Here is a 24,415-nt window from a genome sequence, read left to right on the forward strand (position 1 = left end):
CTTCATGAACGCAGCCTCCTACGTCATTCCAGCAGTCCCGCAGCCCGCCCTTCCCGTCGTCGGCGAGACCGGCACCTATCCGGTGCGCCGCATCTGGTGCGTCGGCCGCAACTATCTCGAGCACATCCGCGAGATGGGCAATGACGAGCGCGCGCCGCCGTTCTTCTTCGGCAAGCACGCCGACATGCTGGTGCCCGACGGCGCCACGATCCCCTATCCGCCGCTGACCAAGGATCTGCATCACGAGGTCGAGCTGATCGTCGCCATGAAGAGCGGCGGCCTCAACATCCCCGCCGACAAGGCGCTCGACCATGTCTACGGCTACGCCGTCGGCATCGACCTCACCCGCCGCGACCTGCAGATCGCCTCGCGCAAGAAGGAGCGGCCGTGGGAAATCGGCAAGTCGTTCGACTATTCCGCGCCTTGCTCGGCGATTCAGCCGGCTTCCAAGATCGGTCATCCCGCCAAGGGCAAGATCTGGCTGACGGTGAACGGCAAGGAAGCGCAGAAAGGCGACCTCACCGAGCTGATCTGGAACGTGCCTGAGATCATCTGGCAGCTCTCGCAGCAGGTGAAACTCGCCGCCGGCGACATCATCATGACGGGCACGCCGGCCGGCGTCTCCCAGCTCCAGCCCGGCGACAAGCTCGAATGCGGCGTCGACGGCGTCGGCACGCTGAAGGTCAATATCGGCAAGCCGGAATAGCGAGCGGCGAAGGCCGTCACGAGATCCAAAGCCCCGGACATGCCCCGGGGCTTTTTTGTAGCCCGGATGAGCGCGTAGAGTCGAGGAGAGGCGCGGTGACTTGGGCCATGCGGCAACGTTCCGTTTCCTCTCCCCGCTCATCAAACCGGACGTGCCGATTTCCGGCATCCGGCTTTCCGACTGGCTTCACGACAGAACACACGACTGATCAGCCTTCGTTCTGTCGTACAGCCTTCTCAGGAGCGTCCGGAGCTAACTGGTGTTTGCAGGCTTATCGCCAATCACCACTCCTCGGCTCCTTCGAAAGGCGTGCCCGAAGTCAGGGTCCTTCCCTCCACCGGAGTTACCCGGTTTCATCAGTACTATGACCCTGTCCGACTCCCGTTCCGGCCGCCGCCTTTAGCGACGTTGAGGCCGCCACCCTCGCCAAAACGGGTCTCCCCCGTTGCCTGCATCACCTTGCCACCGTGCCGTGCCCATTACCCCGGCGGATCAGATGGGTGCGCGCGTCGATTGCTTCCCCACCTGTGCTGCCTTCCCCGTATCGCTGGCGGGTCGGCATCCGCATCTTCACTTTCGAGGCCTGCTCAGGCTTCACTCACGTTACGGCCCGCTGGATTGCTCGACCGCCCAAGGCGACCTTTGTCACGAGGCTTCAGTGTGACCAGTTACCCAGCCACCCTGCTCGTCAGCTACCAGACCTATCGACAACTATCTGGGTGGATTCTTCCTCCACTGGTGATACACGCCCTTTCGGGGCACACAGCGACATCCGGGGTGTGGCGTCCCCGCATATCGCGGAGCCTGTCATCGGGCCGCGCTACGCGCGGACCCGTTGGCTCATGCGGGCTACGATTCTGCCAAGATGAGTATCGGTTGCAAGATCCGCAAAACTGCCGCAGATTTTCGCTATTGCCGGAGCATAACGGCGAACATCAGATCGGAGGACGTCCATGATCAAGGTCAGCGTAATGTATCCCAATACGCCCGGCGGGCGCTTCGATCACGACTACTACCGCGACAAGCATATGCCGCTGGTGAAGGCGCGCATGGGCGATGCCTGCAAGTCCTACACGGTCGACAAGGGCCTCGCCGGCGGAGCCCCCGGCGCGCCCGCGACCTATGTCGGCATGTGTCACATCTTCTGCGACTCGATCGAGGCCTTCCAGGCCGGCTTCGGGCCGCATGCCAAGGAGATCATGGCTGACATCCCGAACTATACCGATCAGTCCCCGGTGATCCAGATCAGCGAAGTCGTCGTCGGCTGATGGCTTAGCCTTCGGGCTCGATCCGTAGGGCGGGTTATTAGCGAAAGCGTAACCCGCCGATTTCACGGCGCGCCTTGAAAGACACAGACCATGCCGGGCGAAGGCAATCTCGCGAAATTGCTGCAGAACATGAAGCCCGAGATGCGCGAAGGCGTCTTCGTCTTCTGCAGCGTCCCGGGCGACGAGAAAATTCCAGCCGCGCTCACCCCGATGCACATCTTCCGCGAACGCGAAGGAACGAGCTTCGTGGTGCGGCGTGAAGAAGCCGAGAGCGCCAGGTTTACCTATCAATGTGCGTCGCGACTGATCACACTCACGGTTCATTCCTCACTTGAGGCTGTAGGCTTCTTGGCGGCAGTCACTGCTCGTCTGGCGGAGGCCGGCATCAGCGTGAATGCGGTATCGGCCTTCTATCACGATCATCTGTTTGTGCCCGAGCACAGAGCCGATGAGGCGCTGCGACATCTACTATCTATGTCGAGGCAAGCGTAGCTGCCGTAGCCCGATGCTCGTGTGCGTTTCTTGCTATGCGCAACGGCACCCGAGACCTCGGGTGCAGCAAGCATCCGGTCTTCCCTGCGTCCTCTGATTTCAAGGGGGACAAACGAATTCAAACCTCGGACGCAGTGCGCCGCGAGATCGCCCCCTCACATTCAGTTGTCGTCCCCCGCGAAGGCGGGGGATCCAGTATTCCAGAGACGCCAGTGATTGAACCGATGGGCCGCAGCGTACTGGATGCCCCGCCTTCGCGGGGCATGACAAGTCTTGGTGTGCAATGGAGCTCAGCCCCGCAGCGCCTGCAGGCCCTTGAATGTGAGCCGCTTGGGATCGCGGACGCCGGCGAGATAGCACTTGCGGACGAAGGCGGCGGCCGCCTCGCGGTCGCAATCGGTCAGCGCCACGATAGCCTCGATGGCAATTCGCTGAGCGTCCATGGGCTTCCTCGTGCTGTCAGGGGCCGCAAGCTACGCAGCGTGCGCCACGCCGGTTAATCCGGCGTTAACCGTGAGGACATGTTGGACGATTCGAGGACGACTACGTATACGCGAAACGACGCATGGGACGAGCGGACGCAGCCGCCCCCAAGCACGGTTCCCAATTCGGCGTCACGAATACTGCATCACGCCGTCATCAACCTTGCCATAGCGCAAGGTGACGATGTCGAGCGCGTAGTTCTGATACAGCCGCCACGGCCGCTTCGAGCCCTGCTTGGGAAGTTTTGCGATCGAGCGCTGCACATAGCCGGAGGAGAAATCCAGCGACGGCATTTCGGTGACGTCAGGATCGACATTATGCGGCATGCACTGCTTGTAGCCGTTGCGATCCATGTAATTGATGAGACGGCAGACATATTCGCAGGTCAGGTCGCACTTCAGCGTCCACGATGCGTTGGTGTAGCCGAACGCGGAGGCCATGTTCGGAATGTCCGAATACATCATGCCCTTGTAGTTCAGCGTCCGCGCGAAATCGACCGCGCGGCCGTCGACGCTGACCTCGAGACCGCCGACCACCTGCAGCACCAGTCCGGTTGCGGTGACGATGACGTCAGCCTCGATCTCGCCGCCGTCCTTCAGCTTGATGCCGCTCTTCGTAAACGTGTCGATCTCGCAAGTCGCGACGGAAGCGCGCTTGTCGCGGATCGACTTGAACAGGTCGCCGTCCGGCACCAGGCAGAGCCGCTGCTCCCACGGATTGTAGCGCGGCGTGAAATGTTTGGCCACGTCGTATTCCGGACCCAGCGCCATCTTGACGCCGCCGAGGATCAACTGCTTGGCGCGATCCGGCTTGCGGCGGCAGAGCTGGAAGAAATACATGCCGAACAGCACATTGCGCCAGCGGATCAAATGATAGGCGAGCTTGGCCGAAAGATTCTGGCGCAGCTTGTTGGCGAGCGCGTCTTCCGCCGGCCGCGCCACCACGTAGGTCGGCGAACGCTGCAGCATGGTGACATGCGCGGCGGTCTTCGCCATCTCCGGCACCAGCGTCACGGCGGTGGCGCCCGAGCCGATCACCACCACGCGCTTGCCGGCATAGTCGAGTTCCTCGGGCCATTTCTGCGGATGCACGATCTGGCCGGCGAAATCAGCCGTGCCCGAAAACTCCGGCGTGTAACCTTCCTCGTATTTGTAATAGCCCGAGCACATGAACAGGAAACTGCAGGTGAAGCGAACGGTCTCGGTCGCGCCCTCGCCCACCGTGCGTTCCGCTTCCACGGTCCAGCGCGAATCCGGCGACGACCACGACGCACGTTTCACGCGATGATGGAAACGGATCTTCTTGTCGATGCCGTTGTCGGAAGCAGTCTCGCACACATAGTTCAGGATCCGCGGACCGTCGGCGATTGCCTTCGGCTCGGTCCAGGGACGGAACGAATAGCCGAGCGTGTACATGTCGCTGTCGGAGCGGATGCCGGGATAGCGGAAGAGATCCCAGGTGCCGCCGATGCAATCGCGCCCCTCCAGGATCACGTAGCTCTTGCCCGGGCACTTCTCCTGCAAATGATAGCCCGCGCCGATGCCGGACAGGCCCGCGCCGACGATGAGGACGTCGAAATGTTCTGCCGTATCGGTCATGGCGTTCTCCCTGCTCCCAGATGTAATGGGCAGCAGGCAGAAATTGCAACTCGCATTGTGAGCTTACTGCAGCGATACAGGCTGTATCGAAATTTGCCGTTGAATTTCAACTGTCGCAGATTGTGCCGCAGGCAAGCAAAAAGCCCCGGATCGCTCCGGGGCTTGCTTGTGCTTGTGCGTTCACGTCAGGACGGCGCCCACTGCGGGAGGTCCTGTCCGAAATCAGTAGCGGTAGTGATCCGACTTGAACGGGCCTTCCGGCTTGACGCCGATATAGTCCGCCTGGTCCTTGCGCAACTCGGTCAGCTTGACGCCGATCTTGGCGAGATGCAGCCGCGCCACCTTCTCGTCCAAGGTCTTCGGCAGCACGTAGACCTTCTTCTCGTACTTGCCGTCCTTGTTGTTGGCGAACAGCTCGATCTGCGCCAGCGTCTGGTTGGTGAAGGAGGCCGACATCACGAAGGACGGATGGCCCATGGCGTTGCCGAGATTCACCAGGCGGCCTTCCGAGAGCAGGATGATGCGGTGCTTGTCGGGGAATTCGATCTCGTCGACCTGCGGCTTGATGTTGGTCCACTTCAGGTTACGAAGGCCGGCGATCTGGATCTCGTTGTCGAAGTGGCCGATGTTGCAGACGATGGCGCGATCCTTCATCGCGCGCATGTGGTCGATGGTGATGATGTCCTTGTTGCCGGTCGCGGTGACGAAGATGTCGGCGCGAGGCGCGGCGTGTTCCATGGTGACGACTTCATAGCCTTCCATCGCCGCCTGCAGCGCGCAGATCGGATCGACTTCGGAGACCATGACGCGGCAGCCGGCCTGGCGCAGCGAAGCGGCCGAGCCCTTGCCGACGTCGCCGAAGCCCGCGACCATCGCGATCTTGCCGGACATCATGACGTCGGTGCCGCGGCGGATGCCGTCGACCAGCGACTCGCGGCAGCCATAGAGGTTGTCGAACTTCGATTTTGTCACGCTGTCGTTGACGTTGATGGCGGGGAACAGCAGCTTGCCCTTGTTCGCCATGTCGTAGAGGCGATGCACGCCCGTGGTGGTCTCTTCCGAGACGCCTTTGATGCTCTTGGCGATCTCGGCGAAGTAGCCCTTCGGCTTCTCCTTCAGGAGCCGCTTGATCAGCGCGAAGAACACTTCCTCCTCTTCCGAACCCGGCTTGTCGAGGAAGGCCACGTCGCCCTGCTCGGCGCGCAGGCCGTAATGCACCAGCATGGTGGCGTCGCCGCCGTCATCGAGGATCATGTTGGGCGTGCCGCCGCCGTGCCAGTCGAACAGTTTTGCGGTGTAGTCCCAGTATTCGGTCAGCGTCTCGCCCTTCACCGCAAACACCGGAATGCCGGCAGCCGCGATCGCCGCCGCCGCATGGTCCTGCGTCGAATAGATGTTGCACGACACCCAGCGGATGTCGGCGCCGAGGGCTGCCAGCGTCTCGATCAAGACCGCGGTCTGGATCGTCATGTGCAGGGAGCCGGCGATGCGGGCCCCCTTCAGCGGCTGCTTCGGACCGTATTCCTCGCGCGTCGCCATCAGGCCCGGCATTTCAGTCTCGGCCAGCGAAATCTCCTTGCGACCGAAATCGGCGAGCGAGATGTCCTTGACGATGTAGTCGGTGAAGGCGGGCTTGGTGGGGGCGTTCATGAGAGCTTCCTGTTTGTTTGCTCGTCATTCCGGGGCGCTCGTGAAACGAGCGAACCCGGAATCCAGCAGTTTGAGATTCCGGGTTCGCCGCTATCGCGGCGCCCCGGAATGACGTGTTCGCTAAACCGCGCGCTTGAGCGGTTCGACCAGATCGGTCTTCTCCCAGGAGAAGCCGCCTTCATTGTCGGGCGTGCGGCCGAAATGGCCGTAGGCCGACGTGCGCGCGTAGATCGGACGGTTGAGGTCGAGATGGGTGCGGATGCCGCGCGGCGTCAGATCCATCGCTTGCGCAGCCGCCTTCTCGAGCACGTCCTCCGGCACCTTTCCGGTGCCGTGGGTGTCGATATAGATAGACAGCGGACGCGCCACGCCGATCGCATAAGCAAGCTGCAGCGTGCAGCGGTCGGCGAGACCGGCTGCGACGATGTTCTTGGCGACATAGCGCGCGGCATAAGCGGCCGAACGATCGACCTTGGTCGGATCCTTGCCGGAGAACGCGCCGCCACCATGCGGAGCCGCGCCACCATAGGTGTCGACGATGATTTTGCGGCCAGTGAGGCCGGCGTCGCCGTCGGGACCGCCGATGAAGAACTTGCCGGTCGGGTTGATGTGCCAGATGGTCTTGCCGTTGATCCAGTCCTTCGGCAGCGCCTCGCGGACATAGGGCTCGACGATGTCGCGAATCTGGTTGGAGGAGAGATCCTCGACCAGATGCTGGTGCGAGACCACGATCTCGCGCACGCCGACGGGCTTGCCGTTTTCGTACTGCACGGTGACCTGGCTCTTGGAGTCCGGGCCGAGCACCTTCTCGCGGCCGGAGTGGCGCGCTTCGGAAATCAGCCGCAGGATCTTGTGGGCATAGAAGATCGGCGCCGGCATCAGGTCGGGCGTCTCGTTGGTGGCGTAGCCGAACATGATGCCCTGGTCGCCCGCGCCCTCTTCCTTTACCTCGCCCGGCTGCAGCGCATCGACGCCCTGCGCGATATCGGCCGACTGCGGATGCAGCAGGATCTCGATGTCGGCTTTCTCCCAGTGGAAGCCTTCCTGCTCGTAGCCGATGTCCTTGATCGCGTCGCGCACCACGCTTTCGATCTGGTCGTTGGTGACCGATGCCGGACCACGGGTTTCGCCGGCGATCACAACCTTGTTGGTGGTGGCGAGCGTTTCGCAGGCCGCGCGGATCTGCCAGGGATCGATGCCCGCCTTCGGGCCTTCCCGATAGAACAGATCGACGATCTCGTCGGAGATCCGGTCACAGACCTTGTCCGGATGACCTTCCGAGACCGACTCGCTGGTAAACAGATAGGACGCGCGCATCTAAAACCCCTTCGTTTCCGCCATTCGCGGCGGCGCTTGTTCAAGTGTCCTGGAATGTCAGTCGCGACGACGCGAAATGACGTAGGATTCGTCGTAGAACCAAAGCCCATTATGCTTGCGCAGAACCTCTCGCGTAGCATCGAGGGCTCGGCTGTTTTCAGTCATTTCCGTCAACCGGTCGTCTTCGATCTGGGCGACATACACTGCCGCATTCCACGCTGCAAAAGCCGTGGAGGTTCCGATCGAGCCGGTGACCTCGTTGGGCAGCGCTTCCATATCATAACGAAAGATGGAACGGTTATCGGCGTAGGCATTAAAGTTAAGGTCGCGCCCGGCCGACCCGAGCTCGTATTTCACCGCGCGCAATAGCTCATGGCGGCTCACGGCGAAAGGATTTTCTCCCGGCCACACCGTCTGGATGATTTCCAGGCCCGGATCGTGGCCGTGGGAGTGAATTCCAATCAAACGGCCTCCTGCCCGCAACGCCCGCGCCAGCGGCGCAATGATCCGCTTGGCACGGAAATTCACAGAGGATTTGGCCCGGTAAGGCTGGGAAGCGATCACGAGGTCGAAGTTGGCCTCGGTCCGGCCCGCCCGGGGAATGATCGAATCAAGCAGGAACCGGTGGTCCTCCCGGTACAGCACCAGCGCTACCGGCCGTTCATAAATCGGCATGCCCGATTTGGGGCTGATATTGGCCCGCCAGTTTTGCTCCAGAAACGGCCCCAGCTCAGCGATCTGGGTCTCGAATTCCCCCGAAGACGCCCCGCGCAGGGCGACCTCGTGCCAGAGCATGCCCGCTGCAGCGGTGGGCGAAGCCGGCGTCAGCCAGGGCGCCTCGGCGTAATGCATGTTGGTCAGGACCACGACGGTGGCCGGATGCTCAAACAGCCGGTCGGGCACCTTGTCGAGCGTCAGCCGGACGTCCTCCAGGCTGAGTTCCTTGCCGGCGATGTAGAACGGCATATGGGGAAAGCGGCCGTGCATCGAGCGCATCACCCGCGCCAACACCGTGCCGTCGCCGACGCCGGCGTCGAATACCCGAAGCGCCGGCGGCCGCGGATGCAGGCTGGAGAGTTCCAGCGCCACCCGCTCGGCGATGACCCGCTTTTCGCTGCAGGTATGGACGAACAGCAGGTATTTCTGTCGATTCTCAAAGAAGCGGAAATTGCCTCTGGGATCGCGCTTCTCCGGCGGCACGTCGAGCCCGCGCGGAGGCGGAAGCGCGCCCGTGGACGCCGCGATATAGGCATTGATCCGGTCCAGCGTGTCGATGGTGATCCGCTTCCCCTCGCGCAGGCGATGCACCAGCTTGCCGTCATTGACCACCCGCCGGCCGAACGTCGTCTCCGCCATGTCGGACTGACGGCAGAACTCGGTGATCTGGCTGAGGATCTGGTCGTTCTTCATCGGGCCAGGGAGACCGGAAAACATTGGGAAACTCAGGTGGGCAGCGCCGGGTGATGTTAGCGTCCTACCACCATCTGCCCACCAAAGGAAGCCCCCGTCTCGGACAGCCGGCATGCACCGGCGCCGGCCTTGAACCCCCATTCCGCGGCAGGCAACAAAGCGGTATCCGCCACGTGCGACCGCCAATCATGGGGACCTGATGCGCCGCGCAATCCTGATGCTTGCCCTGCTCGCCGCCGCGCTGTGGTCCGAGCCATCAACAGCCCAGCCGCGCAGCCAGCTTGGGCCGCTCTGCACCACCGACACCACGCCGGCCGATCAGCAGATCAACGCCTGCAACAAGATCATCGCGCTGAAAGTGTTTTCCGGCGAGAAGCCCGCGACCATCTACTTCTGGCGCGCAGTCGGCTGGAACAAGAAGGGCAATTATGCGCAGGTGATCGCGGATGCGAGCGAGGCGATCCGCCTGCACCCCAGCGTCGCCGCCTACAATCTGCGCGGCTCGGCCTATTACGACAAGGGCCAATACGCCAAGGCGATCGCCGACTACGATCAAGCGATCAAGCTCGGTCCGCCCTCCGCCTTCTCCTGGCAGAACCGCGGCATATCCAAACAGGCACTCGGCGATCTCGATGGCGCGCTGGCCGACATAAATGAAGCGATCCGCCTCGATCCGCAACTGCCGCAGCCGTTGACCAGCCGTTCGATCATCTGGCGCGCCAAGGGTAATCTCGATCGCGCCATCGCCGACACCACCGAGGCGATCCGGCTGGCGAAGGCAAAAGCGCCGGTCAACATCATGACGCCGCCCGGCAGCGTGCTGATCTCGGCCTATAGCCAGCGCGCCCTCTCCTACGAGGCCAAGGGCGATCTCAACCGCGCGAAGCAGGATTACGCCACGGTGCTGGAAGGCCAGGCTTCCGATGCCGGCAGCAAGGCCAATCAGGCGACCGCGAAGGTTCGCCTGTCGCTGCTGTCGGAGGTGTTGCCGCCACCGAGAAATCCGGCAGAATCGCAGCGTTCGCGCGCTGACGCGGCGGCCCCGCCTGCGCCGGCCGGTGCGGCGCCCCCATCTCCCGCGCCCGTGCAACAAGCACCGACTGCGAGCAGCCGGCGCGTCGCGCTTGTGATCGGCAATGGCGGCTACGCGCATGTCAGACCGCTGCCCAATCCCTCGAATGACGCCCGCTCGATCGCCAAGAGCCTGCGCGACATCGGTTTCACCGTGAAGGAAGGCATCGATCTCGACCGCACCGCGATGCAGGCCACGATCCGCGATTTCCTGCGCGAGGCCGCGCGGGCGCAGATCGCGGTGGTCTACTATGCCGGCCACGGCATCCAGGTCGACGGCCGCAATTATCTGGTGCCGATCGACGCGCAGTTTCAGGCCGGCAATCGCATGACTGAAGCGATGATGGACATGGATACGATCATGGCCGGCCTCGACGACCAGGTCCGCACCAACATCCTGATCCTCGATGCCTGCCGCAACAATCCGATGGCACCGAAGGTGGTGTCCGCAGGTGAAGAGCGCGGCATCGAAGGCGGCTCGGGATTGGCCGCGCCGACGACGCTTGGCGCAGGTTCGACGCTCGGCGCGGGCACGCTGATCGCGTTTGCGACCGCCCCCGGGCAGGTCGCGCTCGACGGCGAAGGCGCCAACAGCCCGTTCTCGGCCGCGCTGTCACGCCATATCGGCACACCGGGACTGGAGGTGCAGCAGATGCTGACGCGGGTCCGCGCCGAAGTCGTCGCCGCGACCAAGGGCAAGCAGGTGCCGTGGTCGAATTCGTCGCTGCTGGGTGAAGTCTATCTGGCGGAGAAGTGACGGCGTGCTCGCGCCGTCATCCCGGGGCGATGCGCAGCATCGAACCCGGGATCTCGAGATTCCGGGTCTGGTGCTGACGCACCATCCCGGAATGACGGCGGAGGGACTTACTTCCCCCAAACCTCATTCGCGACCTCGACCGCGAGGCTCAGCTTCGCCCACTGCTCTTCCTCGGACAGGATGTTGCCCTCCTCGGTCGAGGCAAAGCCGCATTGCGGCGAGACCGCGAGCTGCTCGAGCGGAGCAAATTTGGCGGCCTCATCGAGGCGGCGCTTGATGTCGTCCTTCTTCTCGAGCTCGCCGAACTTGGAGGTAATGACGCCGACCACCACGACCTTGTTGCCCTTCGGCAAATAGCGCAGCGGCTCGAAGCCGCCGGCGCGGTCGGAATCATATTCGAGGAAGTAGCCGTCGTAATTGGTGCCGGCCAGCATGGTCTCGGCCACCGGCTCGTAGCCGCCGGAGGAGATCCAGGTCGAGCGAAAATTGCCGCGGCAGACATGCGTGGTCACCACCATGTCGGCCGGCCGATCCGCCAGCGCGTAGTTGATGACGCGCGCGTAGATCTCCTGCAGGCCGTCGGGATTATCGCCGCGGTCGCGCGCCTTCTGCAATTCGTCTTGCGAGCAGAGATAGGCCCACACGGTATCGTCGAACTGCAAATAGCGGCAACCGGCGTCGTAGAATGCCTTCACCGCCTTGCGATAGGTCTTGCCGAGATCGAGGAAGAATTCCTCCAGATCGGGATAGACCTCCTTCGAGATCGACTTGCGGCCGCCGCGGAAATGCAGCACCGCCGGCGACGGGATCGTCATCTTCGGCGTGACGTGCGCGGTGTCGGCCTGCTTCTTCAGGAAACGGAAATGATCCAGCATCGGATGGTTGTCGGGAAAATCGAGCTTGCCGATGACGCGGACCGCGTCATGGCGGGTCTCGACGCCCGCGAACTGAATGCCGGTTTCGGGGTGGAAGAGCTCGCAGCCCGTGAGCTTGGCGAGAAAATCGAAATGCCACCAGGAGCGGCGGAATTCGCCGTCGGTCGCGAGTTTCAGGCCGACCGAGGCCTGCCGGTGCACGACCTTCTCGATCTCGAGGTCTTCGGCCTTGCGCAGGTCCTCGGCTGTGATCTCGCCCTTCTCCAGCTTGGCGCGCGCTTCCTTGATGCGCGGCGGCCGCAACAGACTGCCGACCTCGTCGGCGCGGAACGGGGGCTTGGTTCTCTGCATGGTCTCAACTCCCATTGGATCTAGTGCGCGGCGGATCTAGTGCGCGGCGGCGCCGGCGACGCCGAGATAGCGTTCGAGCACCGCAGGATCGGCCTTCAGCGCGTGGCTTGCCGCATCATGCACGATTGCGCCGCGTTCCAATATCACAACCCGATCGGCCAGCCCCAGAATCTTTTGCGCGTTCTGCTCGACGATGATCGAGCAGATACCCCCCGAGCGGGTGATGGTACCCAGCGCCTTTAACAATTCCTCAACGATGATCGGCGCCAGCCCCTCGGTCGGCTCGTCCAGCAGCAGGACTTTCGGGTTGAGGGTCAGCGCGCGGCCGATCGCCAGCATCTGCTGCTCGCCGCCGGATAGCTGGTTGCCGAAATTGCTGCGGCGCTCTTTCAGCCGCGGAAACATCTCGTAGACCTTATCGACCGTCCACGGACCCGGCTGGGCCACCGCGGTCATGTTCTCCTCGACCGTCAGCGAGCGGAAGATGTTGCGTTCCTGCGGCACCCAGCCGATCCCGGCCCGCGCCCGCTGGTCCGGGCGCATCGCCGTGATGTCCTGTCCACCGAGCGCTACCGTGCCGCCGAAACGACGGGTGATGCCGACGATCGAATTGATCAGCGTGGTCTTGCCGGTGCCGTTGCGCCCGAGCAGCGCCAGCACCTGGCCCTCGCCGAGCGAAAGCGACATCGAGGGCAGCACCACGGCCTCGCCGTAGCCGGCGCGCAAGGCATCGATGTCGAGAAGATCAGACATCCGCAGCCTCGCCGAGATAGACCGCCTTCACTTGCGGATCCCGCGCCACTTCGTCCGGCGGACCCTCCACCAGCATGGCGCCGTTGACCAGCACCGAGATGCGGTCGGCGAACGAGAATACGAGGTCCATGTCATGCTCGATCAGCAGCACCGTGACATCACGGGGAAGCGCCGCAACGGCAGCCAGAATGTCGTGACGCTCACTTTCGGGCACGCCGGCGGCAGGTTCGTCGAGCAGCAACACGCGGGGCTTGGTCGCGATCGCAAGCGCGATCTCCAGCAGCCGTTGCTTGCCGTAGGGCAGCGTCGCTGTTGGTTCGTTCATCACGTCAAGCAGGTGAAAACGCCCGAGCGTTTCCGCAATCTCCTCGTTGACGTCGTTCCGCGTCCCCATCCGCCGCCACCAGTCGCCGCCGCGGCCGAGACGTTCGGAGACGGCGAGCCCTATCGTTTCGAGCGGGGTCAGGTCGGCATAGAGCTGATTGATCTGGAAGGTGCGCGACAGCCCGCGCAGCACCCGCTTGTGAACCGCAAGGTTGGTGATGTCATTGCCTTCGAGCAGGATCTGTCCGGCATTGGGCTTGAGCACGCCGGTGAGCAAATTGATGACGGTGGTCTTGCCGGCGCCGTTCGGCCCGATCAGGGCATGGCGGGCGCCCTGCTCCACTTTCAACGACAGATCGCGGGTGACCCGCAGGCCCCCGAAGGATTTTTCCAAACCTCTGGTTTCCAGCGCAATCGTCATGGCGTCTCGCTTTCGGGAACAGCGACGCCGGCCTTGCGCCCGAACACCTGACGGATAATGAGGTTCGGCCCCCAAAGCACCCAGCGATGAATGCGCTCGCGGCCGACCAGCACCATCACCACCAGCACCAGCCCGATCCAGAACAGCCAGTATTGCGGCGTGATGGTCTGAAACAGTTCCTGCAGCATCTTGAAGACGACAGCACCGATCAGCCCACCGTAGAGATAGCCGGTACCGCCGATCACGAGCACCAGCATCAGATCGGCCGAGCGCTCAAAGGCGAACACGTCAAGCGAGGCCAGCGCCGTGGTCTGGGTGAACAGTGCGCCGGCAATGCCGGCATAGAACGCCGCCACCGTATAGATCGCGATCAGGCGGCGGTTGACGGGCACACCGATCGCGGAAGCCCGCAACGGATTGTTCTTGATCGCGCGCAGCGACAGGCCGAACGGCGAATTCACGATCCGACGCGCCAGCAGGAACAGCAGGAACAGCACGATCAGCGAATAGAAGAAGCCCGTCTTGCCGAACATGTCGAATGCAAACATACCGAGGATCGGCTGCATCTCGATGCCCTGCAGCCCATCGGTGCCGCCGGTGATGTTCGAAAACCGTTCCGCCAGCGCCTCCAGCAGCAGCGCGATGCCGAGCGTCACCATCAGCCGCGTCAGGTCGACGCCGCGGATGACGAGGAAGCTGGTGAGGAAGCCCAGCACCATGGCGACCAGGCCGGCGACGACCAGCGCGATGACAGGCTCGTTGATGATGCCATGCAGCGCCAGCAGCCCGGCGGAATAGGCGCCGACGCCGAAGAAGGCCGCGTGCCCGAGCGAAACAATCCCCGCATAGCCAAGGATCAGATCGAGCGACAGCGTGAACAACGCCAGCCGCAAGATGTCGGTCATGATCAGATAGCGCGACGGAAACAGGAACGCACAGGACAACGCGAGAACCCAGAACACGATCTCGGCCGGGTGCCAGCGGGCGCGGGCGATGGCGTGGGAGGAGACGTCGGAAACAGCGGTCATCGCGGGCTCATCGCGCGGCGGCGCGGCCGAACAGGCCGTTCGGGCGCCAGATCAGGATCACGATCATGATGGTATAGATGACGAACGGGCCCATCTTCGGCACATAATATTTGCCGGCAACGTCGCCGATGCCGAGCAGTAGCGAGGCGAGAAACGGCCCGGTGATGCTGGAGGATCCACCGACGGTGACCACGATCAAAAAGTAGATCATGAATTTTAGCGGGAAATACGGATCGAGCCCGAGGATTTCGGCGCTCAGCGCGCCGCCCAGCCCTGCAAGGCCGCAGCCGAAGGCAAAGGTGAAGGCGAAGACCTGCGGCACGTTGATGCCGAGGCCGCTGGCGGCACGGGGATCGTCAACGGCCGCGCGCAGGCGGCTGCCAAAGCGGGTCTTCGCCAGGATCAATTGCAGCGCCACCGTAAGCAGGCCGCAGATCACGATGATCATCAGCCGATAGCGGCCGATGCCGACGCCGAAGAAATCGAACTGGCCTTCGAGCGCCGCCGGCAGCTTGATGAAGATCCGCGACGATCCCATGATGTAGTCGACCGCCGCCACCGACATGAAGGTCAGGCCGATCGTGAACAGCACCTGGTCGAGATGGCTGCGGGTGTAGAGGTGGCGATAGAGCGTACGCTCCAGCGCGACGCCGATCAGCGCGGACGAAACAAATGCCAGCGGCAGCGCCGAAAAGAACGGCCAGCCCTGGTTGTTGACCAGCACGGCGCAGATGTAGCCCCCGGCCATGGCAAACGCGCCATGGGCGAGATTGACGAAATTCATCAGGCCGAGCGTCACCGCCAGCCCGCAGGCCAGCACGAACAGCAGCATGCCGTAGGCAACACCGTCGAACAGGATGGTGAACAGCGTGGTCATAGGATGGGGTTGAGCCTCTCAGCAGCACTCGTCATTCCGGGATGGTCCGAAGGACCAGACCCGGAATCTCGAGATTCCGGGTTCGCATCTTCGATGCGCCCCGGAATGACCTTCGGTCACTTCTTGGTCTTGCCGGAATCCTTCACCGCCTCGAAGGTCGCGAATTCGACGTTGTAGAGCTCGCCGTCAACCTTCTCGACCTTGCGGATGTAGATGTTCTGCACGATGTCGCGGGTTTCCGGATCGATCGAGATCGGGCCGCGCGGGCTTTCCCACTTTGCGCCCTTCATCGCCCCGATCAGCGCATCGCCGTCGGTCTTGCCGCCGGTCTTCTTCAGCGCCTCGTAGATCAGGCGGATGCCGTCATAGCCGCCGACCGCCATGAAGCCGGGACGCTGGCCGAACGCCTTCTTGTAGGCGGCGACGAATTCCTTATTGGCCGCCGAGGGATGCGCGGCGGAATAGAGGTGTGCGGTCACCGTGCCGAGCGCCGCGTCGCCCATGCCATTGAGCAGATCGTCGTCCATCACGTCGCCGGGGCCGATCACCTTGATGCCCGACTTGTCGAGCCCGCGCTCGGCATATTGCTTCATGAAGTTGCCGCCCTGGCCTGCCGGCACGAACACGAACACGGCGTCAGGCTTGGCGTCCTTCATGCGCTGCAAGAACGGAGCGAAATCAGGGTTTTGCAGCGGCACCTTCACCTCTTCCACGATCTCGCCGCCACCGGCCGTGAAGTTCTGCTTGAAGAAGTTCAAGGCGTCGTTGCCCGGCGCGTAGTCGGAGGTCAGCGTTGCGACCTTCTTGATGCCGTTCTTGGCAGCCCAGTCACCGATGATGGTGGACGACTGCGCCAGCGTGAAGGAGGTGCGGACGATATAGGGCGAGCGCTCGGTGATGATCGAGGTGCCCGCCGCCATCACGATTTCCGGAATCTTGGCCTGCGTCGCCAGCGGCGCCGCCGCGAGTGCCGCCGGCGTCACGCCGAAGCCAGCGATGAAATTGACCTTGTCGTTGACGATCAGTTCCTGCGCGAGGCGCTTGGTGTTGTCGGGAACCGCGGCGTCGTCCTTGAGGATGACCTCGATCTTCTTGCCGGCGACGGTATCGCCGTTCTGCTGCATGTAGAGCTTGACAGCGTTGTCGATCTGCTTGCCGGTCGACGCCTGGCCGCCGGTCATCGGCAGGATCAGGCCGATCTTGACGGTCTCCTGGGCCTGCGCCGGCGCAAGCGCCAGCATCGCGGCGACCGAGCCTGCGGCCAGCAATAGTTGACTGCGAATAGACATGAGCATCCCTCCCCCTGAACGGCCTTGTGTCCTCGAACCGAGTCCCCGGCCCTTGATCTCACCATAACCCAGATTTTTCCGCCGGGTAGCGCGGCAACATGGCGTCCCGGAGTGTCCTGTTGTCAATCGGACGATGGGCGTGCCCGCGACACACGCGCGCCGCTTGCGCCCTTCTGTTGGGTATCTAAATACTATCGAACGTCAGGACTGCCGGACACGGCGCCCTATTTGTACGATTGTACAAATGAAATGGTCCTGTCAACGAATAAGCGCGACCGCAGAGTTCCCGGAATGGGGCGCCCTAAATCCATCATCCTTAAAGGTGAAAGGCGTAAACTTCTGCCGATGCCGACCAGCGCGCGCCATATTGCCACGATCCTGGCCGTAGCCCTTGCGGGCTGCGGACTGAGCGGCTGTGGGACCATCAACGAGAAGATCGCGGCGGGAGTCAGCGACTCCATTCCGGCCGCGATCGGCGGACTGCCAGCGGACGCGCCACCGCGCCCGGGCACCGCAAAGTACGACGAGTACATGCGGGAGCGCGAGCGCAAGCGCCTGCTGCCGGCTTCCGAACGCGACAAGGAAGAACAGCCTGCGCCGGCCACGCCGCGCTAATCCATGAACACCACAGTCTTGCGGCCGTTGAGGATCACGCGATCCTCCAGGTGATGGCGCATGGCGCGCGCCAGCACGCGGCGCTCGATGTCGCGCCCCTTGCGCGAGAGGTCTTCGGGCGTGTCGCGATGGCTGATGCGCTCGACGTCCTGGTCGATGATCGGGCCTTCGTCGAGGTCGCGGGTGACGTAATGCGCGGTGGCACCGATCAGCTTGACGCCGCGCTCATGGGCCTGGTGGTAGGGCCGCGCGCCCTTGAAGCCCGGCAGGAACGAATGGTGGATGTTGATGCAGCGCCCCGACAGTCTGGCCGACATTTCGTCCGACAGGATCTGCATGTAGCGCGCCAGCACCACGAGATCGGTCCTGGAGTCCTGGACGAGCTTCCAGACCGCATCTTCCTGCTCGCGCTTGGTTTCCTTGGTCACCGGCATGTAGTGGAAGGGAATGTCGCCGAAATCGAGCGAGCTGTAAGTCTCGCGCGGATGATTGGAAACGATCGCGGTCGGGATCATCTCGAGCTCGCCGGTGCGCCAGCGGTAGAGAATGTCGACCAGGCAGTGATCCGATTTGGAGACCAAAAGCATCACGCGGCGGCGGTTGGCGCGGTCGCGCATCTGCCAGTCCATGCCGAAGCGCTCGGCGATCGCGGCAAATCCCGTCTGCAGCGCCTGCAGTTCGACCGCGAGATCGGCGGCGGTGAACACCACCCGCATGAAAAATTTCTTGGTCTCGACGTCATCGAACTGCTGGGCGTCCAGGATGTTCTGCCCGTTATGGGCGAGAAAGGTCGACACCGCGGAAACGATTCCGGGGCGATCCGGGCAGGACAGGGTCAGGACGAATTGATGATCGGGCATGGCGGCGTTGACTACAATTCAGGCAGAAGGGTGAAACCTCGGATTTGCGCCCTGCTCTATCACCGCAGACGCGCTTGCGCCAATCCGGAAACCGGGGTCAGGATGAACAAAGCGCGAAGCAAAAGCGTTGGAGCGAGATCATGGCTGACAGATTGAACGGGTACCGTATCCTGATCCTGGAAACGCGCGAGGAAGCGCAGTTTTCCCGCCTGCTCACCGAGCAGGGCGCCGACGTGCTGCAATGTCCGATGTTCACTATCCACGACGCGCCCGACCCGGCGCCGGTCGAAGCCTGGATCAGGCGGTCGATCGAAAAGCCCTTTGACGACATCGTGCTGATGACGGGCGAAGGCCTGCGCCGGCTGATGAAGGTGGTCCGGCGCATCGGTGCCGAACAGGCGTTCGTCGCCTCGCTCGGCAAGGCGCGCAAATTCGCCCGCGGGCCCAAGCCGGGCAAGGCGCTGCGCGAAATCGGGCTGGAGCCGCAGATGACGACGGAGAAGCCGACCTCCGAAGGCATCGCCGAAATGCTGTCGCGCCTCGACCTCAGCGGCCACCGCCTCGGCCTGCAACTTTACCCGGATAAGGATCACAGCGTCCTGATCGGCAAGATCAAGGCGCAAGGCGCCGACGTCGATAGCGTGCTGCCCTATGCCTATGACGCGCAGGCGGCCGACGCGAACATCATCGCCGCGATCGACGAGATGGCCGAAGGCCGCATCGACGCGATCGCGCTGACCAATCTCGGCCAGATCCGCCGCCTGATGGAAGTCGCGCGGGCGAAAGGTTGCGAGGATCGGTTACGCGAAGGGCTCGATCGCACGCCGATCGCTTCCGTCGGACCTGCGGTATCGGATGAACTCAAGTCTCACGGCCTGCGCACCGATATCTATCCGGCCGAGGATGCCTTCTTCATGCGACCGCTGATCTCGGCGATGGCGGCGGCGCTCGGCAAGAATCCGCCGCGCGCGGCAGCGAGAGGCTGACGCGCGCAGGCGGCGTCATACGTTCGGCAATTCCGGCGGCCCTGCGACCACCGGCAAGATACGCATCAGCGACATACGTATCTGCCGTTCACAAGCACGCGTACGCAGGCTGTGCCTGCTGCAGCCGCGCCGACAGCCGCTCCGCCAACGACAGCGCGTCTTGTTGTCCGACGAGCGACACCCGCGACGCTCATTGGCGTTGCCGGTCGTCCCACTCTGGCCTCAGCGCTTTGAACGGATAACGCAAGACCGTTGTCCCGCGACCACTCGATCGTACCAAAAATGCCGCAGCCCAGCGCAAGCAGAATGAATTTTGGACGAGCTAATTTCATTGGGTTTCCTCCCGAGTTGAAACAAGGCACCCAGAACGCTGCTGGTTACTCCGGACGCAGATGAACTGCATCTCGATTGCAGTGATTGACCTAGATCAACGCCGCCGCAGCAGCGGGAAATCCTGATCAGGAGAGATCAGACGCATCGTGGCGCTGCCAGTCATCGGGGGTAGCGGATTTGGGTTTCCTGCACCTGGCGTCTGACACCAAACGCCGCCTGATCTCGTTCAGGCTCGCATGGGTGGAAGATGCGGCCTACTTGCACAAGGTTCCGCTTCTTACGGCAAACCGGTCACCTGCCCGCGAACAAGCCGAGACTTGATCTGGATCAAGGGTCGCAGGACGAAACCCTCAACTATGCATGACAGGGGGGCCGCGGAGCGACGTATGCCCCTGGCCCGGTATTTCATCTATGTTGGCGGAGCGCTGCTCGCGCTGCTGCTTATTGCGAGTGCCTGTTTGCCGATGCTGCCACTTGCCATCGAGGCAAGTTCGAGTCCGGTCACCATCCGCATCCATTCCGAGCAGAAGTTGCCGGAGCGCGTGGTTTACGACACCACCGTTCCAACAATCGTCCCCCAGAAGATTGCGAACGCGGAGCAAAATGTTTCCGATCCAGCAACGACAGTCGCCGATGTCCCGAAAGCGCGGGAGGCTTTTGCGCAATTGCGACCGTCTGACGCTGTCCAACCCCGGGCATCAGATTCAAGAAGGCGTGAGGTGAAGCAGCAGCACCACCGCAAACCGGCGAAGAAGCGCAGGGCGCCGCATGAGTTCATGATGGCGCGGCCAGCGCATTATGGCTGGTTTGGCTACGGTACCTGGTGAAGATCATACCAGCGAAGCCGCGCAGGCTTGCTCGCTAGTTTGACGCCTTCGCCGCCTAGTCCACCTTGGCGCCGGCGAACTTGACCACCTTGCCCCACTTCTCGGTTTCGTCAGCCACCAGCTTACCGAAATCGGCGGGCGAGCCCGGCAGCAGGATGGCGCCGATCTCGGCAAAGCGCGCCTTCGCCTTGGGATCGGCGAGGATTTCGTTGACTGCCTTGTTGAGCCTGTCGACGATTTCCGCCGGTGTACCTTTCGGCGCGGCGAGGCCGTACCAGGCGCTCGCCTCGTAACCGGAAAGGAAATCGGCGACCAGCGGCAGATCCGGCAACACGTCCGAGCGCGTCGTGCTGGTAACCGCAAGCCCCCGCAGCTTGCCGGATTTGACGTGCTCGGCGCAGGTCGGAAGGTTGTCGAACATGACATGCATCTGGCCGGAGAGCATGTCGGTGAGCGCCGGCGCGCCGCCCCGGTAGGGCACATGCTGCATGTTGATCCCGGTCAGCATCTTGAACAGCTCGCCCGACATGTGGATCGTCGACCCGTTGCCTGACGACGCCATGTTGAGCTTGCCAGGATTGGCCTTGGCGTAGGCGATCAGTTCGGGAATCGTCTTGATCGGCAGCGAGGGATGCACCACCACGACATTGGGAAAGCGGATGATGCCGGCGATCGGCTCCACCTCCTTCATGAAATCGAACGGCAGCTTGTCGTACAGCGTGGCATTGATCGCATTGGCCGGCGCGACCAGCAGCAGCGTATAGCCGTCGGGCGTGGCGCGCAGCACGGACTCGGTCGCGATATTGGTGCCGCCACCCGGCCGGTTCTCGATGACGAAGGATTGGCCGAGCTTTTCCGACAGCCACTGCCCCATCAGGCGCGACGTGAGGTCCGCCGAGCCGCCGGGCGTATACCCGATCACGAGGCGCACCGGCCGCGCCGGATAGGCCTGCGCGCTTGCGCTTGCAGCTGTGAGCGGAACAGCAGCCGCACCGGCTGCGAGTTGCAGAAATTGACGACGCTGAATCTTCATCATGCTTCCTCCGACGCACCGGCGGCTCTTGCGGCACGCCTGGGTGCGCGCATCCTACCTGCGCGACGTCGCGAAGCCGAATATTCTTAAGTAGGAGGCGGAAGGTTCACCGCGTCACTTCGTCTCGCTCAGGAACGCCTGATAGGCGAGCCTGATGCCGTCCTCAAGGGAGGTGCTGGCCCGCCAGCCGAGTTTTGCCAGCCGGCTGACATCCAGCAGCTTGCGCGGCGTGCCGTCGGGGCGTGAGGTGTCGAAGCTGATCTCGCCGGTGTAACCCACGGTTGCCGCGACCACGCGGGCGAACTCGGCGATGGTGATGTCCTGGCCGGTACCGATATTGACCAGTTCGCTGTCCGAATAGGTCTTCATCAGATGGATGCAGGCGTCGGCGAGATCGTCGACATAGAGGAATTCCCGCCGCGGCGTGCCGGTGCCCCAAACCACGACCTCCCTGGCGCCGGATTGCTTTGCCTCGTGGAAACGGCGGATCAGCGCGGCGACGACATGGCTGTATTCGGGATGATAATTGTCGCCGCTGCCATAGAGGTTGGTCGGCATCACGTTGATGAAGTCGGCGCCATACTGGCTGCGATAGGCCTCCACCATCTTGATGCCGGCGATCTTGGCAATCGCATAGGGCTCGTTGGTCGGTTCCAGCGGCCCCGTCAGCATGCAATCCTCGCGCAGCGGCTGCGGCGCCAGCTTGGGATAGATGCAGGACGAGCCCAGGAACATCAGCTTCTCGGCGCCGCTGACATGCGCCGCGTGGATCACGTTCGAAGCGATTGCGAGATTATCGTAGAGGAATTCGGCGCGCAGCGTGTTGTTGGCGACGATGCCGCCGACCTTGGCCGCGGCCAGAAACACCACCTGCGGACGTTTGGCGGCGAACCACGCGTTCACTGCAGCCTGATCGCGCAGATCGACCTCGCTTCGGGTCGCGGTCAGGAGTTCGACGTGTTCCGCAGCCAGCCGGCGCACCAGTGCCGCGCCGACCATGCCGCGATGGCCGGCGACGTAGACGGTCTTGCCTTTCAGCTCAAACGGCAGGCTTGCCATTGGCGACCTCCCGCCGGGCTTCTGCGAGATCGCTCGCGACCATTTCCTTGACCAGTTGCGCAAAGGAGGTTGTGGGCTTCCAGCCGAGCTTGTCCCGTGCCTTGCTGGCATCGCCGACCAGAAGATCGACCTCGGTCGGCCGGAAATAGACGGGATCGATGCGCAAAATGGTCTTGCCGGATTTTGCGTCGACGCCGGTCTCGTTGACGCCCTGGCCGCGCCATTCGATGTGGCGGCCGACTTCGGCAAACGCCACCTCGACGAATTCGCGCACCGACCGGGTCTCGCCGGTCGCCAGCACGAAGTCGTCGGGGGCGTCCGCCTGCAGGATTTTGTGCATGCCCTCGATATAATCCCGGGCATGGCCCCAGTCGCGCTTGGCGTCGAGATTGCCGAGATAGAGCGTGTCTTCGAGACCGACCTCGATGCGGGCGACGCTGCGGGTGATCTTGCGGGTGACGAAGGTCTCGCCGCGGATCGGGCTCTCATGGTTGAACAGGATACCGTTCGAGGCAAACATGCCGTAGGCCTCGCGGTAGTTCACCGTGATCCAGTAGCCATACAGCTTGGCGACGCCGTAAGGCGAGCGCGGATAGAACGGCGTGGTCTCCTTCTGCGGCACTTCCTGGACCAGGCCGTAGAGCTCCGAGGTCGAGGCCTGATAGAACCGCGTCTCCTTCTCCATGCCGAGAATGCGGATCGCTTCCAAAAGCCGCAGCACGCCGATGGCGTCGGCATTGGCGGTATATTCCGGACTTTCGAAGCTGACGCCGACATGGCTCTGGGCGGCGAGGTTGTAGATCTCGGTCGGCCTGATCTGCTGCATCAGCCGGATCAGGTTGGTCGAGTCGGTCATGTCGCCGTAATGCAGCAGGAACGGCACGTTGCGGGAATGCGGATCCTGGTAGAGGTGATCGATGCGCGCGGTGTTGAACGAGGACGACCGCCGCTTGATGCCGTGGACCTCATAGCCGAGGCCGAGCAGATATTCGGCGAGATAGGCGCCGTCCTGCCCGGTAACGCCGGTGATCAGCGCCACGCGCCGCTGTGAATCCTGAGCCGCCATGTCTTCAGCCGCCATGTCTTCTCCAAACGTGCCCGTCGCGCAGGCCATAGCATTCGACCCCCGCCAAGTCTATTCCCAAAGCCGTTTGAAATCAGGATCTTAGCGGTCTAATCGCCATGATGGCGCAAGCGTTCGAGTTCGATGATGGTGACGCCGCCATATTCGAGCCGTAGCAAGCCTTCCTTCTCCAGCCGCTTCAGGCACTGGTTGGCATTTTGCCGTGAGATACCGGAGAGCGCTCCGATTTCTTCCTGCGTGATCTCGAGATGTCGGGTCATGTCCGGATACAGGATCGGATTGAACAGCGAGGCGATCGACCGCGCCACGCGGCCGGTCGCATCCAGCGTACGGCCATGCTCCAGCGCCCCGATGAATTGGCCGAGCCGCTCGTTGAGCTGCCGGACCAGAAAGCGGTTGAACGCGACGCTGTTCTCGAACAGCCAGAAGAAGGTAGCGCGATCCATCAGCGCCAGCCGCGTGTCCCGCAACGCCACCACGTCGTAACGGCGCGGCTCGCCTTTGAGCATCGAGCCCTCGCCGAACCAGGCGCCGGCCGTGAGGCCGGCGAAGGTCGCAGCCTTGCCGCCGCTCGACACGGTACTCATACGGGCAAGGCCCGTCACAACGCCGGTCCAGTACTCGAAGGAGTCGCCGCGCATGAAGATATGCTCGTTGGCGCGATAGGATTTCTCCACGATACCGGCACGCGCGGCCTCGATTTCCCGCTCGTTCAGTTCACGCGACCAGGCCGCGATGCGCTTGAGATATTCCGCAGCAATCATGACCGCATCGACCGTCGCATCCCCATCGCTTCCCTTGCTGCACCGCAACAGAAATGCAGTCCGGCAAAATTTCCCGACGAATTGTCAGGCAAAAGACATTTCAAACTATCGCATTGCCCTAAGGAGGGCCACCTCGGCACGCGCAGCCAATGGCGCGCTGGCGGGGTGCGACACTACCGCGCGT

At 63.0% G+C, this 24,415-nt stretch carries 24 protein-coding genes; 7 read left to right on the forward strand and 17 right to left on the reverse strand.

The window, feature by feature from the left end:
• The first annotated feature begins 4 nt into the window (after positions 1-4).
• The 3 genes from LMTR21_RS27430 (at position 5) to LMTR21_RS27440 (ending at position 2,466) form a co-directional block, all read left to right on the forward strand.
• Positions 5-706 carry a fumarylacetoacetate hydrolase family protein gene (locus LMTR21_RS27430; protein ID WP_065752627.1) on the forward strand — a complete coding sequence of 234 codons (702 nt, stop codon included), beginning with the start codon at positions 5-7 and terminating at the stop codon, positions 704-706.
• Positions 707-1,659: 953 nt separating this feature from the next.
• Positions 1,660-1,974: an EthD family reductase gene (locus tag LMTR21_RS27435; RefSeq protein ID WP_057858971.1), complete on the forward strand. Its 315-nt coding sequence runs from the start codon at positions 1,660-1,662 to the stop codon at positions 1,972-1,974.
• 90 nt (positions 1,975-2,064) lie between these two features.
• Positions 2,065-2,466, forward strand: coding sequence for an ACT domain-containing protein (locus LMTR21_RS27440; protein WP_065754215.1), 402 nt, complete (start codon positions 2,065-2,067; stop codon positions 2,464-2,466).
• 290 nt (positions 2,467-2,756) lie between these two features.
• On the opposite strand, the gene LMTR21_RS40335 is transcribed toward LMTR21_RS27440, so the two are convergent.
• From LMTR21_RS40335 to LMTR21_RS27460, 5 genes are all read right to left on the reverse strand, one after another.
• Complete coding sequence (locus tag LMTR21_RS40335) at positions 2,757-2,909, reverse strand: hypothetical protein (protein ID WP_187399206.1); 153 nt, start codon at positions 2,907-2,909, stop codon at positions 2,757-2,759.
• A 171-nt stretch (positions 2,910-3,080) separates the two neighbouring features.
• Positions 3,081-4,547 carry a flavin-containing monooxygenase gene (locus LMTR21_RS27445; RefSeq protein ID WP_065754216.1) on the reverse strand — a complete coding sequence of 489 codons (1,467 nt, stop codon included), beginning with the start codon at positions 4,545-4,547 and terminating at the stop codon, positions 3,081-3,083.
• Positions 4,548-4,769: 222 nt separating this feature from the next.
• Positions 4,770-6,197 (reverse strand): adenosylhomocysteinase, encoded by a 1,428-nt coding sequence (gene ahcY / locus LMTR21_RS27450; RefSeq protein ID WP_065754217.1) that lies wholly within the window; start codon positions 6,195-6,197, stop codon positions 4,770-4,772.
• 120 nt (positions 6,198-6,317) lie between these two features.
• Positions 6,318-7,514, reverse strand: coding sequence for a methionine adenosyltransferase (metK, locus tag LMTR21_RS27455; protein ID WP_065754218.1), 1,197 nt, complete (start codon positions 7,512-7,514; stop codon positions 6,318-6,320).
• 57 nt (positions 7,515-7,571) lie between these two features.
• Positions 7,572-8,924 carry a hypothetical protein gene (locus tag LMTR21_RS27460; protein WP_065754219.1) on the reverse strand — a complete coding sequence of 451 codons (1,353 nt, stop codon included), beginning with the start codon at positions 8,922-8,924 and terminating at the stop codon, positions 7,572-7,574.
• Between the two features lie 199 nt (positions 8,925-9,123).
• Between LMTR21_RS27460 and LMTR21_RS27465 the strand changes: the two genes are divergently transcribed.
• Entirely contained in the window at positions 9,124-10,752 is a 1,629-nt protein-coding gene (locus LMTR21_RS27465) for a caspase family protein (RefSeq protein WP_084030727.1), read from the forward strand.
• A 107-nt stretch (positions 10,753-10,859) separates the two neighbouring features.
• Here LMTR21_RS27465 and LMTR21_RS27470 read toward each other — a convergent pair whose 3' ends face one another.
• The 6 genes from LMTR21_RS27470 to LMTR21_RS27495 all read right to left on the reverse strand — a co-directional run bounded on the left by LMTR21_RS27470 (position 10,860) and on the right by LMTR21_RS27495 (position 16,670).
• Positions 10,860-11,978: a cobalamin-independent methionine synthase II family protein gene (locus tag LMTR21_RS27470; protein WP_065754220.1), complete on the reverse strand. Its 1,119-nt coding sequence runs from the start codon at positions 11,976-11,978 to the stop codon at positions 10,860-10,862.
• 36 nt (positions 11,979-12,014) lie between these two features.
• A complete protein-coding gene (locus LMTR21_RS27475) occupies positions 12,015-12,731 on the reverse strand; it encodes an ABC transporter ATP-binding protein (RefSeq protein ID WP_065754221.1) in 717 nt (238 codons plus the stop codon).
• Positions 12,724-13,476, reverse strand: coding sequence for an ABC transporter ATP-binding protein (locus tag LMTR21_RS27480; RefSeq protein WP_065754222.1), 753 nt, complete (start codon positions 13,474-13,476; stop codon positions 12,724-12,726). The genes LMTR21_RS27475 and LMTR21_RS27480 overlap by 8 nt, the downstream gene beginning before the upstream one ends.
• Positions 13,473-14,504 (reverse strand): branched-chain amino acid ABC transporter permease, encoded by a 1,032-nt coding sequence (locus tag LMTR21_RS27485; RefSeq protein ID WP_065754223.1) that lies wholly within the window; start codon positions 14,502-14,504, stop codon positions 13,473-13,475. Before LMTR21_RS27485 ends, LMTR21_RS27480 begins: the two co-directional genes overlap by 4 nt.
• 7 nt (positions 14,505-14,511) lie before the next feature.
• Positions 14,512-15,381 carry a branched-chain amino acid ABC transporter permease gene (locus tag LMTR21_RS27490; RefSeq protein ID WP_065754224.1) on the reverse strand — a complete coding sequence of 290 codons (870 nt, stop codon included), beginning with the start codon at positions 15,379-15,381 and terminating at the stop codon, positions 14,512-14,514.
• Between the two features lie 116 nt (positions 15,382-15,497).
• On the reverse strand, positions 15,498-16,670 hold the full coding sequence (locus tag LMTR21_RS27495; RefSeq protein WP_141688403.1) for an ABC transporter substrate-binding protein: 1,173 nt from the start codon (positions 16,668-16,670) through the stop codon (positions 15,498-15,500).
• A 345-nt stretch (positions 16,671-17,015) separates the two neighbouring features.
• Here LMTR21_RS27495 and LMTR21_RS27500 point away from each other — a divergent pair, with 345 nt between their 5' ends.
• Positions 17,016-17,285, forward strand: coding sequence for a hypothetical protein (locus LMTR21_RS27500; RefSeq protein WP_065754226.1), 270 nt, complete (start codon positions 17,016-17,018; stop codon positions 17,283-17,285).
• On the opposite strand, the gene purU is transcribed toward LMTR21_RS27500, so the two are convergent.
• Entirely contained in the window at positions 17,282-18,145 is an 864-nt protein-coding gene (purU, locus tag LMTR21_RS27505) for a formyltetrahydrofolate deformylase (RefSeq protein WP_065754227.1), read from the reverse strand. The genes LMTR21_RS27500 and purU overlap by 4 nt on opposite strands.
• A gap of 140 nt (positions 18,146-18,285) precedes the next feature.
• Between purU and LMTR21_RS27510 the strand changes: the two genes are divergently transcribed.
• On the forward strand, positions 18,286-19,131 hold the full coding sequence (locus LMTR21_RS27510; protein ID WP_065754228.1) for a uroporphyrinogen-III synthase: 846 nt from the start codon (positions 18,286-18,288) through the stop codon (positions 19,129-19,131).
• Between the two features lie 65 nt (positions 19,132-19,196).
• On the opposite strand, the gene LMTR21_RS41235 is transcribed toward LMTR21_RS27510, so the two are convergent.
• Entirely contained in the window at positions 19,197-19,463 is a 267-nt protein-coding gene (locus LMTR21_RS41235) for a hypothetical protein (protein WP_084030728.1), read from the reverse strand.
• Positions 19,464-19,850: 387 nt separating this feature from the next.
• Here LMTR21_RS41235 and LMTR21_RS27520 point away from each other — a divergent pair, with 387 nt between their 5' ends.
• The gene (locus LMTR21_RS27520; protein ID WP_065754497.1) at positions 19,851-20,291 is read left to right on the forward strand and encodes a hypothetical protein; all 441 of its coding nucleotides are present in this window, start codon (positions 19,851-19,853) and stop codon (positions 20,289-20,291) included.
• 55 nt (positions 20,292-20,346) lie between these two features.
• On the opposite strand, the gene LMTR21_RS27525 is transcribed toward LMTR21_RS27520, so the two are convergent.
• From LMTR21_RS27525 to LMTR21_RS27540, 4 genes are all read right to left on the reverse strand, one after another.
• Positions 20,347-21,324 (reverse strand): Bug family tripartite tricarboxylate transporter substrate binding protein, encoded by a 978-nt coding sequence (locus LMTR21_RS27525; RefSeq protein ID WP_084030730.1) that lies wholly within the window; start codon positions 21,322-21,324, stop codon positions 20,347-20,349.
• 114 nt (positions 21,325-21,438) lie between these two features.
• Positions 21,439-22,383, reverse strand: a complete 945-nt coding sequence (gene fcl, locus LMTR21_RS27530; protein ID WP_065754230.1) for a GDP-L-fucose synthase — start codon at positions 22,381-22,383, stop codon at positions 21,439-21,441.
• Positions 22,364-23,449, reverse strand: a complete 1,086-nt coding sequence (gene gmd, locus LMTR21_RS27535) for a GDP-mannose 4,6-dehydratase (protein ID WP_148636064.1) — start codon at positions 23,447-23,449, stop codon at positions 22,364-22,366. Before gmd ends, fcl begins: the two co-directional genes overlap by 20 nt.
• Before the next feature lie 107 nt (positions 23,450-23,556).
• Positions 23,557-24,231 (reverse strand): Crp/Fnr family transcriptional regulator, encoded by a 675-nt coding sequence (locus LMTR21_RS27540; RefSeq protein WP_065756424.1) that lies wholly within the window; start codon positions 24,229-24,231, stop codon positions 23,557-23,559.
• Between the last annotated feature and the right edge of the window lie 184 nt (positions 24,232-24,415).

Origin of the sequence: Bradyrhizobium paxllaeri (assembly GCF_001693515.2) — a bacterium.
GTDB lineage: Bacteria > Pseudomonadota > Alphaproteobacteria > Rhizobiales > Xanthobacteraceae > Bradyrhizobium > Bradyrhizobium paxllaeri.

Bases quoted from the DNA above. Each gene is read 5' to 3' on its own strand.
- purU (WP_065754227.1), bottom strand. From the start codon at position 18,145: ATGCCCGATCATCAATTCGTCCTGACCCTGTCCTGCCCGGATCGCCCC.
- LMTR21_RS27430 (WP_065752627.1), top strand. From the start codon at position 5: ATGAACGCAGCCTCCTACGTCATTCCAGCAGTCCCGCAGCCCGCCCTT.
- LMTR21_RS27510 (WP_065754228.1), top strand. From the start codon at position 18,286: ATGGCTGACAGATTGAACGGGTACCGTATCCTGATCCTGGAAACGCGC.
- LMTR21_RS27465 (WP_084030727.1), top strand. From the start codon at position 9,124: ATGCGCCGCGCAATCCTGATGCTTGCCCTGCTCGCCGCCGCGCTGTGG.
- LMTR21_RS27490 (WP_065754224.1), bottom strand. From the start codon at position 15,381: ATGACCACGCTGTTCACCATCCTGTTCGACGGTGTTGCCTACGGCATG.
- ahcY (WP_065754217.1), bottom strand. From the start codon at position 6,197: ATGAACGCCCCCACCAAGCCCGCCTTCACCGACTACATCGTCAAGGAC.
- LMTR21_RS27440 (WP_065754215.1), top strand. From the start codon at position 2,065: ATGCCGGGCGAAGGCAATCTCGCGAAATTGCTGCAGAACATGAAGCCC.
- LMTR21_RS27460 (WP_065754219.1), bottom strand. From the start codon at position 8,924: ATGAAGAACGACCAGATCCTCAGCCAGATCACCGAGTTCTGCCGTCAG.
- gmd (WP_148636064.1), bottom strand. From the start codon at position 23,449: ATGGCGGCTCAGGATTCACAGCGGCGCGTGGCGCTGATCACCGGCGTT.
- LMTR21_RS27495 (WP_141688403.1), bottom strand. From the start codon at position 16,670: ATGTCTATTCGCAGTCAACTATTGCTGGCCGCAGGCTCGGTCGCCGCG.
- LMTR21_RS27445 (WP_065754216.1), bottom strand. From the start codon at position 4,547: ATGACCGATACGGCAGAACATTTCGACGTCCTCATCGTCGGCGCGGGC.
- LMTR21_RS27435 (WP_057858971.1), top strand. From the start codon at position 1,660: ATGATCAAGGTCAGCGTAATGTATCCCAATACGCCCGGCGGGCGCTTC.
- LMTR21_RS27540 (WP_065756424.1), bottom strand. From the start codon at position 24,231: ATGATTGCTGCGGAATATCTCAAGCGCATCGCGGCCTGGTCGCGTGAA.
- metK (WP_065754218.1), bottom strand. From the start codon at position 7,514: ATGCGCGCGTCCTATCTGTTTACCAGCGAGTCGGTCTCGGAAGGTCAT.
- LMTR21_RS27525 (WP_084030730.1), bottom strand. From the start codon at position 21,324: ATGAAGATTCAGCGTCGTCAATTTCTGCAACTCGCAGCCGGTGCGGCT.
- LMTR21_RS41235 (WP_084030728.1), bottom strand. From the start codon at position 19,463: ATGAAATTAGCTCGTCCAAAATTCATTCTGCTTGCGCTGGGCTGCGGC.
- LMTR21_RS27520 (WP_065754497.1), top strand. From the start codon at position 19,851: ATGCCCCTGGCCCGGTATTTCATCTATGTTGGCGGAGCGCTGCTCGCG.
- LMTR21_RS27475 (WP_065754221.1), bottom strand. From the start codon at position 12,731: ATGTCTGATCTTCTCGACATCGATGCCTTGCGCGCCGGCTACGGCGAG.
- LMTR21_RS40335 (WP_187399206.1), bottom strand. From the start codon at position 2,909: ATGGACGCTCAGCGAATTGCCATCGAGGCTATCGTGGCGCTGACCGAT.
- fcl (WP_065754230.1), bottom strand. From the start codon at position 22,383: ATGGCAAGCCTGCCGTTTGAGCTGAAAGGCAAGACCGTCTACGTCGCC.
- LMTR21_RS27470 (WP_065754220.1), bottom strand. From the start codon at position 11,978: ATGCAGAGAACCAAGCCCCCGTTCCGCGCCGACGAGGTCGGCAGTCTG.
- LMTR21_RS27500 (WP_065754226.1), top strand. From the start codon at position 17,016: ATGCCGACCAGCGCGCGCCATATTGCCACGATCCTGGCCGTAGCCCTT.
- LMTR21_RS27485 (WP_065754223.1), bottom strand. From the start codon at position 14,504: ATGACCGCTGTTTCCGACGTCTCCTCCCACGCCATCGCCCGCGCCCGC.
- LMTR21_RS27480 (WP_065754222.1), bottom strand. From the start codon at position 13,476: ATGACGATTGCGCTGGAAACCAGAGGTTTGGAAAAATCCTTCGGGGGC.